The 14136-nt window shown below is 71.4% G+C and carries 9 protein-coding genes; all 9 read left to right on the forward strand.

The genetic code is table 11. The features are described 5' to 3' along the window. The first annotated feature begins 535 nt into the window (after nt 1-535). The 9 genes from ABT078_RS02340 (at nt 536) to ABT078_RS42595 (ending at nt 14053) form a co-directional block, all read left to right on the forward strand. Complete coding sequence (locus ABT078_RS02340; RefSeq protein WP_351222941.1) at nt 536-1717, forward strand: ROK family transcriptional regulator; 1182 nt, start codon at nt 536-538, stop codon at nt 1715-1717. A gap of 209 nt (nt 1718-1926) precedes the next feature. After that, nucleotides 1927-3417, forward strand: a complete 1491-nt coding sequence (locus tag ABT078_RS02345) for a sugar ABC transporter ATP-binding protein (protein ID WP_351222863.1) — start codon at nt 1927-1929, stop codon at nt 3415-3417. Continuing rightward, nucleotides 3414-4445, forward strand: coding sequence for an ABC transporter permease (locus tag ABT078_RS02350; protein WP_351222865.1), 1032 nt, complete (start codon nt 3414-3416; stop codon nt 4443-4445). Before ABT078_RS02345 ends, ABT078_RS02350 begins: the two co-directional genes overlap by 4 nt. A 70-nt stretch (nt 4446-4515) precedes the next feature. Next, nucleotides 4516-5562, forward strand: a complete 1047-nt coding sequence (locus ABT078_RS02355; protein ID WP_351222867.1) for a substrate-binding domain-containing protein — start codon at nt 4516-4518, stop codon at nt 5560-5562. A gap of 47 nt (nt 5563-5609) precedes the next feature. Further along, complete coding sequence (locus tag ABT078_RS02360; RefSeq protein ID WP_351222869.1) at nt 5610-6806, forward strand: Gfo/Idh/MocA family protein; 1197 nt, start codon at nt 5610-5612, stop codon at nt 6804-6806. A 13-nt stretch (nt 6807-6819) separates the two neighbouring features. Beyond that, nucleotides 6820-7824: a sugar phosphate isomerase/epimerase family protein gene (locus tag ABT078_RS02365; RefSeq protein ID WP_351222871.1), complete on the forward strand. Its 1005-nt coding sequence runs from the start codon at nt 6820-6822 to the stop codon at nt 7822-7824. Between the two features lie 325 nt (nt 7825-8149). Then, entirely contained in the window at nt 8150-11872 is a 3723-nt protein-coding gene (locus tag ABT078_RS02370) for a ThuA domain-containing protein (RefSeq protein WP_351222873.1), read from the forward strand. An 88-nt stretch (nt 11873-11960) separates the two neighbouring features. Continuing rightward, nucleotides 11961-13085, forward strand: a complete 1125-nt coding sequence (locus ABT078_RS02375) for an inositol-3-phosphate synthase (RefSeq protein ID WP_351222875.1) — start codon at nt 11961-11963, stop codon at nt 13083-13085. Continuing rightward, entirely contained in the window at nt 13082-14053 is a 972-nt protein-coding gene (locus ABT078_RS42595; RefSeq protein WP_502981137.1) for an SCO3242 family prenyltransferase, read from the forward strand. Before ABT078_RS02375 ends, ABT078_RS42595 begins: the two co-directional genes overlap by 4 nt. Nucleotides 14054-14136 lie beyond the last annotated feature (83 nt).

The following is a 14136-nucleotide window of genomic DNA, read 5'->3' on the forward strand; positions in this document are numbered from 1 at the left end:
GCGCGGCGCCCCGCCCGGTTCCGCTCACACCGCCCTGAACGCGTCGGCGTGCGTCTCGGCCCACCGGGCGAGGCGCCGAGGTCGTTGCTCAGGTCGTGGTCGAGATCGGCAGGTCTCGGTCCGGTCGTCCGCGCCCGCGACGGCCGTGGGGCAGGTCGGCCCGTCGTGCTTCGGCCGGCGGCGTCACCACCAGCACCGCGACCAGACCGATGAGTTGCGCCGTGACGCGGCGGCCTCGGCGCCCGTGGGAGGGAACATGGGGCCACCGCAGCTGCCCGTACCGTCGCCGTCCATCGCTTTCCCGCATCCGGGCGGCATCGGTGCCGAGGCCTGCCCAGATGGCCCGAATCCCTGCCTCGAGTGGCTGACACCGTTCGGCTTTGTCCTGGGTGTGGAGAAAGTTGCAGGGGATTCCTGCGCAACTTCTTCCCAGTCGAGGACGGCGCTGCTAACTTCCCCTCGAAAGCCCGACGGCACAGGCCATGCGGGATTCCCCATGCCGAAGGCCGGGGGAGGGGAGGGGCACGTGAGACGCATGACGGCGCGACCCGCCAATGCGCATCAGGCGCGGCTGCTGCGGCTGTTGCGCGACGGCGGCCCCAACTCCCGTGCTCAGCTGGGGGATCTGGTCGACCTCTCGCGCTCCAAGCTCGCCGTCGAGGTCGACCGACTGCTGGAGACCGGACTCGTCGTCGCGGACGGGCTCGCCGCGTCCCGCGGCGGACGGCGCTCGCACAACATCCGGCTCGCGCCCAATCTGCGCTTCCTGGGCGTCGACATCGGCGCCACGTCGGTCGATGTCGCCGTCACCAACGCCGAACTGGAGGTCCTCGGCCACCTCAACCACCCGATGGACGTCCGCGAAGGCCCGGTCGCCGTCTTCGAGCAGGTCCTCGCGATGGCCGCCAAGCTCAAGGTGTCCGGGCTCGCCGAGGGCTTCGACGGAGCCGGGATCGGGGTCCCGGGGCCCGTCCGGTTCCCCGAGGGCGTCCCCGTGGCGCCGCCGATCATGCCCGGCTGGGACGGTTTCCCGGTCCGCGAGGCGCTCAGCCAGGAACTGGGCTGCCCCGTCATGGTCGACAACGACGTGAACCTGATGGCGATGGGGGAGCAGCACGCCGGAGTCGCCCGCTCCGTCGGCGACTTCCTCTGCGTCAAGATCGGCACGGGCATCGGCTGCGGCATCGTCGTCGGCGGCGAGGTCTACCGCGGGACGACCGGCAGCGCCGGCGACATCGGCCACATCCAGGTCGAGGCCGACGGACGCGCCTGCGCCTGCGGCAACAGAGGCTGCCTGGAAGCCCACTTCAGCGGCGCCGCGCTCGCGCGCGACGCGGACGAGGCGGCACGTACGGGACAGTCGCCCGAACTCGCGGCGCGACTGGAGACGGCCGGGAGGCTCACCGCCGTCGATGTCGCCGCGGCGGCAGCGGCCGGGGACGCCACCGCGCTCGATCTCATCCGGGAGGGCGGCAACCGCGTCGGCCAGGTCATCGCCGGCCTCGTCAGCTTCTTCAACCCCGGACTCGTCGTGATCGGTGGAGGCGTCACCGGGCTCGGCCACACCCTGCTCGCGAGCGTCCGCACCCAGGTCTACCGGCAGTCCCTGCCGCTGGCCACCGGCAACCTCCCGATCGTGCTGGGTGAACTGGGCCCCACCGCCGGAGTGATCGGCGCGGCCCGGCTCATCAGCGACCATCTGTTCTCCCCGGCCTGACCCGACGGCGATGTCCGTGCCCGTCCGCTCCCCTTGGGGGTCCCTCAGGACGAAGCCCCAGGGGGAGGGACGGGTGGGCACGGACCACCCGCCGATCCGCACCACCCGCACCTGGTTCCACCTGCCCGCTCACCGGCCCGCACCCGCCGAGGGGATAAGCCATGGCACCAGAACCACCGCCGGCATCGCCCGCACCACCGCTACTCAGCATGTCCGGCATCACCAAGTCGTTCCCGGGCGTCCGCGCGCTCGACGGCGTAGACCTGGCCGTCCAGGCCGGCGAAGTGCACTGCCTCCTCGGCCAGAACGGTGCCGGAAAGTCCACCCTCATCAAGGTGCTCGCCGGCGCCCACCAGCCCGACGACGGAGAGATCACCTGGCGCGGCGAGCCCGTGTCGCTGAAGTCGCCCATCGCTGCCATGCGTCTCGGCATCGCCACCATCTACCAGGAACTCGACCTGGTCGAAGGGCTGTCCGTCGCGGAGAACGTCTTCCTCGGCCATGAGCCCACGACCGCCGGATTCATCGTCCGCGGCCGCGACGCCCGGCAGTCCGCAGCCGCGCTCCTGCGCCGCCTCGGCCACCCCGAGATCGATCCCGGACGCGCCGTCGGCGACCTGTCCGCCGCCCAGCAGCAGATCGTGTCGATGGCCCGCGCACTCTCCCACGACGTACGCCTCATCGTGATGGACGAGCCGTCCGCGGCGCTCGACCCCGACGAGACTGCCAATCTCTTCCGCATCGTCGCCGACCTCACCGCGGGCGGCGTCGCCGTCGTGTACATCTCCCACCGGCTGGAGGAGATCCGCCGCATCGGCGACCGCGTCACCGTCCTCAAGGACGGCCGGGCGGTGGCCGGCGGACTGCCCGCCAAGGACACCCCTACGCGCGACATCGTCGCCTTGATGACCGGCCGCAACGTCGAGTACGTCTTCCCCGACCGGCCCGGCGCCGCACCCGACAGCGCCCCCGTGCTGCGCGTCGAAGGACTGGCCAGGGACGGCGAGTTCGCACCCGTGGACCTCGAACTGCGCCCGGGTGAGATCGTCGGACTCGCCGGACTCGTCGGCTCCGGACGCTCCGAGATCCTGGAGACCATCTACGGAGCCAGGAAGCCCAGCGCGGGCCGGGTCACCGTCGACGGACGCCCGGTCAAACCCGGCAGCGTGCGCTCCGCGGTCCGTGCCGGGCTCGGGCTCGCCCCCGAGGAGCGCAAGGCCCAGGCGCTCCTGATGCTCGAATCGGTCACCCGCAACGTGTCCGTCTCGTCCCTCTCCCGCTTCTCGCGGGGCGGCTGGCTCGACCGCGGGGAGGAGCGCCGGGCCGCCCGGAGCTCGACCAGGGAGCTGTCCCTGCGCCCCGACAACCCCGACGCCCGTATCCGCACCCTCTCCGGCGGCAACCAGCAGAAGGCCGTCCTCGCCCGCTGGCTGCTCCGCGGCTGCCGGGTGCTCCTGCTCGACGAGCCGACCCGCGGCGTCGACGTCGGCGCCCGCGCCGAGCTGTACGCCGTGATCCGCCGGCTCGCCGACGCCGGCCTCGCCGTGCTCCTCGTCTCCAGCGAGGTTCCCGAAGTGCTCGGTCTCGCCGACCGGGTGCTGGTGCTCCGCGAGGGCCACGTCGTCCACACGGCACCCGCGGAGGAGCTCGACGAGCACCGCGTACTCGACCTTGTCATGGAAGGGAGCCCGAGCTCATGACGCAGCCTGCCTCCGAGGCCCAGCAGGCACCGCCGCCGCCCGCGGCCAAGTCCACCCCCGACAGGGGCGGCCGGCCTGCGCTGGGACTGCGTGCCGACGTCCGCAACCTCTCCCTCCTCGGTGTCCTCGCCGCACTGGTCGTGGTCGGCGGCATCACCGATCCCGACTCCTTCCTGGACACGTCCAACCTCCAGCTGGTCCTCACCCAGGCGTCCGTCATCGGTGTCGTCACCGTCGGCATGACCTTCGTCATCACCAGCGGCGGGATCGACCTGTCCGTCGGCGCGATCGTTGCCCTCGCCTCGGTGTGGGCGACGACTCTCGCCACCCAGGAGTACGGCTTCGCCGGCATCCTCTTCACCGCGGTCGTCGTGGGTCTCGGCTGCGGGCTGGTGAACGGGCTTCTCATCGCGTACGGCGGGATGGTGCCGTTCATCGCGACGCTGGCCATGTTCGCGTCGGCCCGTGGACTCGCCCTCCAGCTCACCGACGGCAAGACCCAGATCGTCAGCGTGACGTCGGTCCTGGACCTCGGCCTCCCCAGCTCGTACATCCTCGGCGTCCCGCCGCTCGTCCTGGTCTTCGCCGCCGTCACCGTCATCGGCTGGCTGCTGCTGAACCGCACGACCTTCGGACGCCGCACCGTCGCCGTCGGCGGCAACGCGGAAGCGGCCCGCCTCGCCGGCATCGACGTCCGCCGCCAGCGTCTCTACCTCTATCTGCTCTCCGGGCTGTGCTGCGGCATCGCGGCCTTCCTGCTGATCATCCTGTCCGGCTCCGGCCAGAACACCAACGGCAATCTGTACGAGCTCGACGCCATCGCCGCAGCGATCATCGGCGGCACCCTGCTGAGCGGCGGCCGCGGCACCATCGTCGGCTCCGTGCTCGGTGTCCTCGTCTTCACCACCATCACCAACATCTTCGCCCTCAACAACCTGGAGAGCGCCGTCCAGCAGATCGCCAAGGGAGCGATCATCGTGGCCGCCGTACTGGTCCAGCGCAGCACCTTGCGCAACGGCGAGGCCTGACAGCCTCCTGCCGGCCCTCGCCGACCCACCACCCGCCCCCGCACGCCCGATCCCGAAGGGTTTCATCGCCATGCCAGAAATCCCGGCCACCAGCCGCAGAGGTCTCCTGTTCGGCACCGCCGCCGTCTCCGCCGGCGCCCTCCTCACCGCCTGCACCAGCAACGAACCCAAGAAGCAGGGCACGGCCACGAACAACGCCCCGGCGGCCGACGACAAGCCCGGCAAGCCGGTCACCATCGGCTTCGCAGGACCCCAGGCCGACCACGGCTGGCTCAACGCGATCAACCAGAACGCCAAGGACCGGGCGGCGAAGTACTCCGAGGTGACCCTGGAGATCACCGAGGGCTCGAACGACACCGCGATCCAGATCGGCCAGATCCAGACGCTGATCAACAAGAAGGTCGACGTCCTGGTGATCCTGCCGGCCGACGGCAAGGCCCTCACCCAGGTCGGCCTGCAGGCCATGAAGGCCGGCATCCCGGTCATCAACCTGGACCGGATCTTCGCTTCCCCGCAGGCGTACCGCTGCTGGATCGGCGGCGACAACTACGGCATGGGCCTCAACGCCGGCCGATACATCGGCGAGCAGCTCAAGGACAAGCCGAACGCCAAGGTCGTCGAACTCGCCGGAATGGACAACCTGGAGCTCACCAAGCAGCGCACCCAGGGCTTCGACGACGCCCTCAAGAACTACCCGAACATCACGAAGGTGGCCCGCCAGGCGGCCGAGTTCACCGTCGAGACCGGCCAGGCCAAGATGGCCCAGCTGCTCCAGGCGCAGAAGCAGATCGACGCGCTGTGGAACCACGACGACGATCAGGGCGTGGGCGCCCTGCGCGCCATCCAGCAGGCGGGCCGGGACGAGTTCCTGATGGTCGGCGGCGCGGGTGCCAAGTCGGCGATGGACGCCATCAAGGCCGACAACAGCGTCCTGAAGGCGACCGTCCTCTACCCGCCGACGATGGCCGCTTCCGCCATCGATCTGGCCCGGGCCCTGGGCCAGGGCAAGGGCGTCGGCGGACTGTCGGAGCTGGAGATCCCCGCCTCGTTGACCCTCTATTCGGCCGTCGTCACCAAGGAGAACGTCGACGAGTACCTGCCCACGGGCTTCAGCTGATCGTCCCTGCCCGCCGCCACCGAGCAATCGACGAGGAGGAAACCCGTATGGAACAGAGGGGCAGTGAGGCCGCGCCGCCGACACTGGGCGTCGGCATGGTCGGATACGCGTTCATGGGTGCCGCCCACTCCCAGGGGTGGCGCACCGTGGGACGGGTCTACGACCTGCCGATGCGGCCGGTCCTCGCCGCGATCGGCGGCCGTGACGCGGCCGCCGTCCGGGCCGCGGCGCACAGACATGGCTGGGCCGCGGCGGAGTCGGACTGGCGTGCCCTCGTGGCCCGGGACGATGTGCAGCTCGTCGACGTCTGCACACCGGGTGACAGCCATGCGGAGATCGCGATCGCGGCGCTGGAGGCGGGCAAGCACGTGCTGTGCGAGAAGCCGCTGGCCAATTCGGTCGCCGAGGCCGAGGCCATGGCCTCGGCGGCCGAACGTGCCCGTGAGCGCGGCCAGGTGGCCATGGTCGGCTTCAACTACCGGCGGGTGCCCGCGATCGCGTACGCCCGCCGGCTCATCGCCGACGGGAGGCTCGGCGCGATCCGCCACGTACGGGTCACCTATCTGCAGGACTGGCTCGTCGACCCGGACTTCCCGCTGACCTGGCGCCTGGAGCGGGAGCACGCGGGGTCCGGGGCGCTCGGCGATCTGGGAGCGCACGCCGTCGACCTGGCGCAGTATCTGGCAGGGGAACTGCTGGTGGGCGTCTCGGCGCTCACCGAGACCTTCGTACGGGAAAGGCCGCTGCTCGCCGGGGCCGCGAGCGGGCTGACGGCGTCCGGAGGCCTTGCGCGCGGGCCGGTCACCGTCGACGACGCGGCCCTGTTCACCGGGCGGCTGGCCTCCGGGGCGCTCGCCTCCTTCGAGGCCACCCGGATGGCCTCGGGCCGCAAGAACGCCCTGCGGCTCGAGATCAACGGGGAGCGGGGGTCGCTCGCCTTCGACCTGGAGCGGCTCAACGAGCTGTCGTTCCACGACCACACCGAGCCCGCGGCCTCCTCCGGCTTCCGCCGGATCCTGGTCACGGAGGGCGAGCACCCGTATCTGGAGGCCTGGTGGCCGCCCGGCCACGCGCTCGGCTACGAGCACACCTTCACCCACCAGGCGCGCGACCTGGTGCACGCCATCGCCGACGGGACCGACCCGGCGCCGTCGTTCGCCGACGGGCTGCAGGTGCAGCGCGTGCTCGCGGCGGTGGAGGAGAGCGCGGAGAAGAACGCCGTCTACACAGCCGTCCCCGTCTGAGGAGGTCCCCGCCGTGCCACGTCCCTTCACCCTTTTCACCGGCCAGTGGGCCGATCTGCCGCTGGAGGAGGTCTGCCGGCTCGCGCGTGACTTCGGCTACGACGGCCTCGAACTCGCCTGCTGGGGCGATCACTTCGAGGTCGACAAGGCCCTCGCCGACCCCTCGTACCTGGACGGGCGCCGGGCGCTGCTCGACAAGTACGGCCTGAAGTGCTGGGCGATCTCCAACCACCTCGTCGGGCAGGCTGTCTGCGACAACCCGATCGACGAGCGGCACAAGGCGATCGTGCCCGCCCGCATCTGGGGCGACGGCGAGGCCGAGGGGGTACGCCGGCGGGCGGCGCGCGAGCTCGCCGACACGGCGCGGGCCGCTGCCGCCTTCGGGGTCCGTACCGTCATCGGCTTCACGGGCTCGTCGATCTGGCACCTGGTGGCCATGTTCCCGCCGGTTCCGGAGCGCATGATCGAGCGCGGGTACGAGGACTTCGCCGAGCGCTGGAACCCGATCCTCGACGTCTTCGACGCCGAGGGCGTGCGCTTCGCCCATGAGGTCCATCCGAGCGAGATCGCGTACGACTACTGGACCACGCACCGCGCGCTGGAGGCGGTGGACCGGCGCCCGGCCTTCGGGCTGAACTTCGACCCGAGCCACTTCGTCTGGCAGGACCTCGATCCCGTCGGCTTCCTCTACGACTTCAGGGACCGGATCTACCACGTCGACTGCAAGGAGGCCCGCCGGCGGCTCGACGGCCGCAACGGGCGCCTGGGCTCGCACCTGCCCTGGGGCGACCCGCGGCGCGGCTGGGACTTCGTGTCCGCGGGGCACGGCGACGTGCCGTGGGAGGACGTGTTCCGGATGCTGCGGTCCATCGGCTACGACGGCCCCGTCTCGGTCGAGTGGGAGGACGCAGGAATGGACCGGCTGGCGGGTGCTCCGGAAGCGCTTGCCACGCTGAAGCGATACGACTTCGACCCGCCGTCGGCATCGTTCGACGCGGCTTTCGGAGGCAACGACTAGCACATCGGCGCAGGCCTGGCCCGGTGGCGGCAATCGTGCCGCCGGGCCGGTCAGGCCTGCCCCTGTCCGGCTTTGTCCTGCCTCGGGAAAAAGTTCAACTTCCCTGGCGCGCAAGGGCTTTCGGCCCAGGACGAACCCGGCTACCGTCCCTGAGGTGTACAGGACATAGCCCCGATCGGGGCGTGACTCCGATCGGGTCTCTGCCCGGATCCCGACCAGCGTGACGGCGCACGCCGGTCCCCGGAGTTCCCGCGGCACGTTCCGCGCGAGGAACCGCACGGCAGCAGCACCCGCCCGTACGACCGGCTACTTCCGGAGGACACACGTGCACAGAAAACGGCCCGGAGCACGCAGATTCAGGAAGGGACTCGCGCTCCTCACCGGCGGCCTGCTGGCCGCGACGTCACTCGCGATCGCCGTACCCGCCGGGGCCGCGGCCCCCGCGCAGGACCCGGAAGCCGTGGCAGCGGCGGCCGAGGAGTTCCAGCAGGTCACCCTCGCCAAGGGCGAGCCCGAGGTCGGCGAGCCCATGTCGCTCGCCGTCCTCCCCGACCGCAGTGTGCTGCACACCTCCCGCGACGGCGAGCTGCGCTTGACCGACGCGGCCGGCAACACCCGCGTCGTCGGCACCATCCCCGTCTACTCGCACGACGAGGAAGGCCTCCAGGGCGTCGGCATCGACCCGAAGTTCAGCGAGAACCGGGCGATCTACCTCTACTACGCGCCCCCGCTGGACACCCCGGCGGGCGACGCGCCCAACGACGGCACCGCCGCCGACTTCGCCAGGTACGACGGCGTCAACCGGCTCTCCCGCTTCGTCCTCAAGGCCGACGGGACCCTCGACAACGCCAGCGAGAAGAAGGTCATCGACGTCCCCGCCACCCGCGGCATCTGCTGCCACGTCGGCGGAGACATCGACTTCGACGCGCAGGGCAACCTGTATCTGTCGACCGGCGACGACTCCAACCCGTTCGCCTCGGACGGCTACACGCCCATCGACGAGCGGCCCACGCGCAACCCGGCCTACGACGCCCGCCGCACCTCCGGCAACACCAACGACCTGCGCGGAAAGATCCTCCGCATCAAGGTCGCCGACGACGGCTCTTACACCGTCCCCGATGGCAACCTCTTCGCCCCGGGCACGGACAAGACCCGGGCCGAGATCTATGCGATGGGCTTCCGCAACCCGTTCCGCTTCAGCGTCGACAAGAAGACCGGAGTGCTGTATGTCGGCGAATACGGGCCCGACGCGGGCGCGGCCGACCCCAAGCGCGGACCGGCGGGACAGGTCGAGTTCGCCCGGGTCACCAAGCCCGGCAACTTCGGCTGGCCCTTCTGCACCGGCGACAACGACCCGTTCGTCGACTACGACTTCGCGACCAAGGTGTCCGGAGCGGCCTTCGACTGTGCCGCCCCGAAGAACGACTCGCCGCACAACACCGGCCTTGTCGACCTGCCGCCCGCCGAGACGGCCTGGATACCCTACGACGGCGGATCCGTGCCCGAGTTCGGCACCGGCTCCGAGTCCCCGATGGGCGGGCCCGTCTACCACTACGACCCGGCGCTGGACTCCCCGGTGAAGTTCCCGGAGGCCTACGACGGCGACTTCTTCGCCGGCGAGTTCGGCCGCCGCTGGATCAAGCGCATCGAGCACGGCGCCGACGGTACCGTCCAGTCCATCAACGACGTCCCGTGGACCGGGACGCAGATCATGGACATGAGCTTCGGCCCCGACGGGGCGCTGTACGTCCTCGACTACGGCACCGCCTGGTTCGGCGGCAACGAGCACTCCGCGCTGTACCGGATCGAGAACGCCACCGAGGGGCACTCGCCGGTCGCCGAGGCCAAGGCGAACAAGACCTCGGGCACGACCCCGCTCAAGGTCACGTTCTCCTCGGCCGGCACGACCGACGCCGACGGCGACGCGCTCACCTACCGCTGGGACTTCGGCGACGGCGGCAGCTCCACGTCCGCCAACCCGGCCTACACGTACCGCAAGAACGGCACCTACACGGCCACCGTGACCGCCAAGGACCCGAGCGGGCGAACCGGCTCGGCCAGTGTCCAGGTCGTCGTCGGCAACACGGCGCCCAAGGTGACCCTGGAACTGCCCGTCGAGGGCGCGCTGTTCGACTTCGGCGACGAGATCCCGTTCAAGGTCACCGTCACGGATCCCGAAGACAGCGCGGCCGGCACGATCGACTGCGCCAAGGTGAAGGTCACGTACGTGCTCGGTCATGACAGCCACGGACACCCCGTGACCTCGGCGAACGGCTGCACCGGCACCATCAAGACCTCCGCGGACGGCGGGCACGACCCGAACGCCAACATCTTCGGAGTCTTCGACGCCGAGTACACCGACGGCGGAGGCGGCGGCCAGGCGCCGCTCACCACCCACGACCAGGCGCAGCTGCAGCCGCGCCACCGGCAGGCCGAGCACTTCAACGCCCAGTCCGGGGTCAGCGTCATCGACAAGGCGCCCGCCAACGGAGGCAAGACCGTGGGCGACGTTCACAACGGAGACTGGATCTCCTTCAAGCCCTACAACCTGACCGGCTCCACCAAGCTCACCGCACGCATCTCCTCGGGCGGCGCGGGCGGCTTCCTCGAGGTGCGCACCGGATCGGCGAACGGCACGCTGCTCGGCTCGGCCCCCGTGCCGGTGACCGGCGGCTGGGAGACCTTCCAGGACATCGACGTACCGCTGCGCGCCGTGCCCAGGGCGACCACCGAGCTCTTCCTGGTCTTCAAGGGCGGAGCCGGAGCGCTCTACGACGTCGACGACTTCGAGATCTCCAACACGCCCGTCGACCGCACCGCCAAGCGGGTCCTGGTCTTCTCCAAGACCGCAGGATTCCGCCACGACTCCATCCCGACCGGTGTCGCGGCCCTGAAGGAGCTGGGCGCCGGCAGCAACATCACGGTCGACGCCACGGAGGAGGCCGGCCAGTTCACGACCAACAACCTCGCCCGCTACGACGCCGTCGTGTTCCTGTCGACCACCGGTGACGTCCTGAACGCCGAACAGCAGAAGGCGTTCGAGAACTACGTCGCCACCGGTGGCGGCTACATGGGCGTCCACGCGGCCGCCGACACCGAGTACGACTGGGGCTTCTACGGCGGACTCGTCGGTGCGTACTTCCACTCGCACCCGCAGATCCAGAAGGCCACCGTGCGGGTCGAGGACCACGACCACCCGGCCACCTCGCACCTGGAGTCGGCCTGGGAGCGCACGGACGAGTGGTACAACTACCGCACCAACCCCCGCGGTCAGGCCCGGATCCTCGCCACCCTCGACGAGACCACCTACCAGGGCGGCAACATGAAGGGCGACCACCCGATCGCCTGGTGCCAGACCTATCAGGGCGGCCGCGCCTTCTACACCGGCGGCGGCCACACCAAGGAGTCCTACGCCGAACCGGCGTTCCGGCAGCACCTGCTGGGCGGACTGCGCTACACCTCCGGACAGGTCAACGCCGACTGCAAGCCGCAGACCGGCTACCGGGACCTCTTCAACGGGCAGACACTTGAGGGCTGGAAGCAGGCAGGCCCGGGGAAGTTCAACGTCGTCGACGGTGAACTCCGCTCCGAAGGCGGCATGGGCATGCTCTGGTACCAGGCCAAGGAGCTGAAGTCGTACTCCCTCAAGCTCGAATGGAAGATGGAGGGCGACGACAACTCCGGCATCTTCGTCGGCTTCCCCGCATCCGACGACGCCTGGTCCGCGGTGAACAACGGCTACGAGGTGCAGATCGACGCCACCGACGCGGCCGACCGCACCACCGGTGCCGTCTACGGCTTCAAGTCGGCCGACCTCAAGGCCCGCGACCGGGTGCTGCGGCCCCCGGGCCAGTGGAACAGCTACGAGATCAAGGTCCAGGGTGAACGGCTCACCCTGTTCCTCAACGGTGTGAAGATCAACGACTTCACCAACACCGACCCGGTCCGCAGCCTGAAGGACGGCTACATCGGCATCCAGAACCACGGCGCCGACGACCAGGTGTCCTTCCGGAACATCCAGCTCAAGGAGCTGCCCTCGTCCTCGTAGGGCGGCCCGGCAAGCCGGCGGCGGGCGGGGAGACGCCGTACCCCCGCCCGCCGTCCCACCATCGCATCGCATCGCAGGGAGGCAGCCCGTGACGAATCCCAAGGAACACCGCACCGGGGTCTGGCTGATCGGGGCCCGCGGCTCCGTCGCCACCACCGCGGTCGCCGGATGCGCTGCGGTCACCGCAGGCCTGCACCCGGCGACGGGCATGGTGACGGAGACCCCGCCGTTCGCCCGAGCCGGGCTGCCACCCGTGTCCTCCCTGGTCTTCGGCGGCCACGACACGACCGGCTGCCCCCTGCCGAAGCGGGCCGAACAGCTCGCGGCAGGCGGCGTCCTGCCCCACGGTCTGCCCTCGGCGGTCCGCGGCGAACTCGCGGCCGCGAACGAGGAGATCCGCGCGGGCGGCCCGCTGCCCGGCGACACCAGGCCGGACACGGCGCTGATCGAGGCCTTCGCCGCTGACATCGTTGCCTTCCGTGAGCAGCACGATCTCGCACGCGTGGTCGTGGTGAACGTCGCGTCGACGGAACCCGCCCCGGCCCCCGACTCCGTACGACTCCCCGCGAGCTCCCTCTACGCGGCCGCCACCATCGAGGCCGACTGCCCCTACGTCAACTTCACTCCCTCCACAGGGCTGCGCACCGCGGCCCTCGCCGACGCCGCCTCGGCCCGCGGACTTCCCCACGCCGGCAGGGACGGTAAGACAGGCCAGACGCTGCTCCGTTCCGTACTCGCCCCCATGTTCGTGCAGCGCGCCCTGTCCGTACGGGCATGGTCCGGCACCAACCTGCTGGGGGGCGGGGACGGGGCGGCGCTGGCCGACCCCGCGGCGGCCGCGGCGAAGAACGCAGGCAAGGAGCGTGTCCTCGCCGACACCCTGGGCGCCGCACCGGAGGGCGAGGTCCACATCGACGACGTCCCGGCCCTCGGCGACTGGAAGACCGCCTGGGACCACATCGCCTTCGACGGCTTCCTCGGCGCCCGCATGGTTCTGCAGACCACCTGGCAGGGCTGCGACTCGGCCCTCGCGGCACCGCTGGTGCTGGATCTCGCGCGCCTGGTGGCCCGCGCCCACGAGACGGGCCGCTCCGGCCCCCTGCCCGAACTCGCGTTCTACTTCAAGGACCCGGACCCGGGAGCCCCGGCCGCCCTTGCCGAGCAGTACGGGGAGCTGCTCGGCTTCGCGGCGCGCCTGGGGGAGGCCCGGTGACGGCGGGAGGCCGCCGCCGGGGCTCCCCGGGCGTCCTCGCGCTCCTGCGCGGGCCGGCGGCATGGTTGCTGCCCGCGCCCGCGCGCAACCCTGCGGCCAGGCCTGGGGAAACGCCCGGGCCGCAGGGGCCGGGGGCGGTCTCCGCGTCCGGGCACAAGGACGCCCGGGGCGTGCCGGAGTGCGGGGAGCCGCGGGCGGCAGCCGGGCGCACCGATACGCGGGCGGGGAGGCCGCCGTCCGGTGGGTCGGCGACCGGGACCGCGGCACCGGCACCGGCACCTGCACGGCCCGCCGCCGCGGCGAGCGGGGGGCGGCTCCGAGCCTGGGCGGAACTCCTGCGCATCTCCGCCCTGTTCAGCGTCCCTGGCGACGCCCTCGCGGGCGCCGCCTCCGCGGGGCTGCGCCCCAACCGGGGGACCGCGCTCGCCATCGGATCCTCCCTCTGCCTCTACGAGGCGGGCATGGCCCTCAACGACTGGGCCGACCGCCACGAGGACGCCGTCGACCGGCCGCACCGCCCGATCCCGTCGGGCCGGATCCGTCCCGCGGCAGCCCTGACCGCGGCCGGCGCACTCACGGCGGCCGGGCTCGCCCTGGCCGCCCGCGCCGGCCGCCCGGCACTGCTCGTGGCCTCGGCGCTGACCGCGGCGGTCTGGTCGTACGACCTGCACCTCAAGCACACCCCGGCCGGCCCGGCCGCCATGGCATCCGCCCGCACCCTGGACCTCCTCCTCGGCGCCACGGCAACCCACCCCACCGGCCTGCGCCCCGCCCTCCCGCACGCGGCCCTCCTCGGCGCCCACACCTACGCGATCACCTCCGTCTCTCGCCACGAAACCCAGGGCGGCTCCACCAAGACCCCCCTCGCCGCCCTGGCCACGGTCCTGACCATCGCCGCGGTGGCCATCCGCGTACGGCCGACGCCACACGGCCCGCGCCCGAGCGGACGGCAGCCGGGTCCTTCATGACCGTCTCCCCCTCCGGAGTCGCCGGAGACGCCCGCGGAGCCGGCGCGGCCAAGGGAAAGACGATCCTCGACGCATGCGCCCAG

Source organism: Streptomyces sp. NPDC002133, from assembly GCF_040296405.1.
Classification (GTDB): Bacteria; Actinomycetota; Actinomycetes; order Streptomycetales; family Streptomycetaceae; genus Streptomyces.

What these genes read in the sequence shown, in the direction of transcription:
- ABT078_RS02340 (WP_351222941.1), top strand. Translation starts at nt 536, where the DNA reads ATGACGGCGCGACCCGCCAATGCGCATCAGGCGCGGCTGCTGCGGCTG.
- ABT078_RS02345 (WP_351222863.1), top strand. Translation starts at nt 1,927, where the DNA reads ATGTCCGGCATCACCAAGTCGTTCCCGGGCGTCCGCGCGCTCGACGGC.
- ABT078_RS02350 (WP_351222865.1), top strand. Translation starts at nt 3,414, where the DNA reads ATGACGCAGCCTGCCTCCGAGGCCCAGCAGGCACCGCCGCCGCCCGCG.
- ABT078_RS02355 (WP_351222867.1), top strand. Translation starts at nt 4,516, where the DNA reads ATGCCAGAAATCCCGGCCACCAGCCGCAGAGGTCTCCTGTTCGGCACC.
- ABT078_RS02360 (WP_351222869.1), top strand. Translation starts at nt 5,610, where the DNA reads ATGGAACAGAGGGGCAGTGAGGCCGCGCCGCCGACACTGGGCGTCGGC.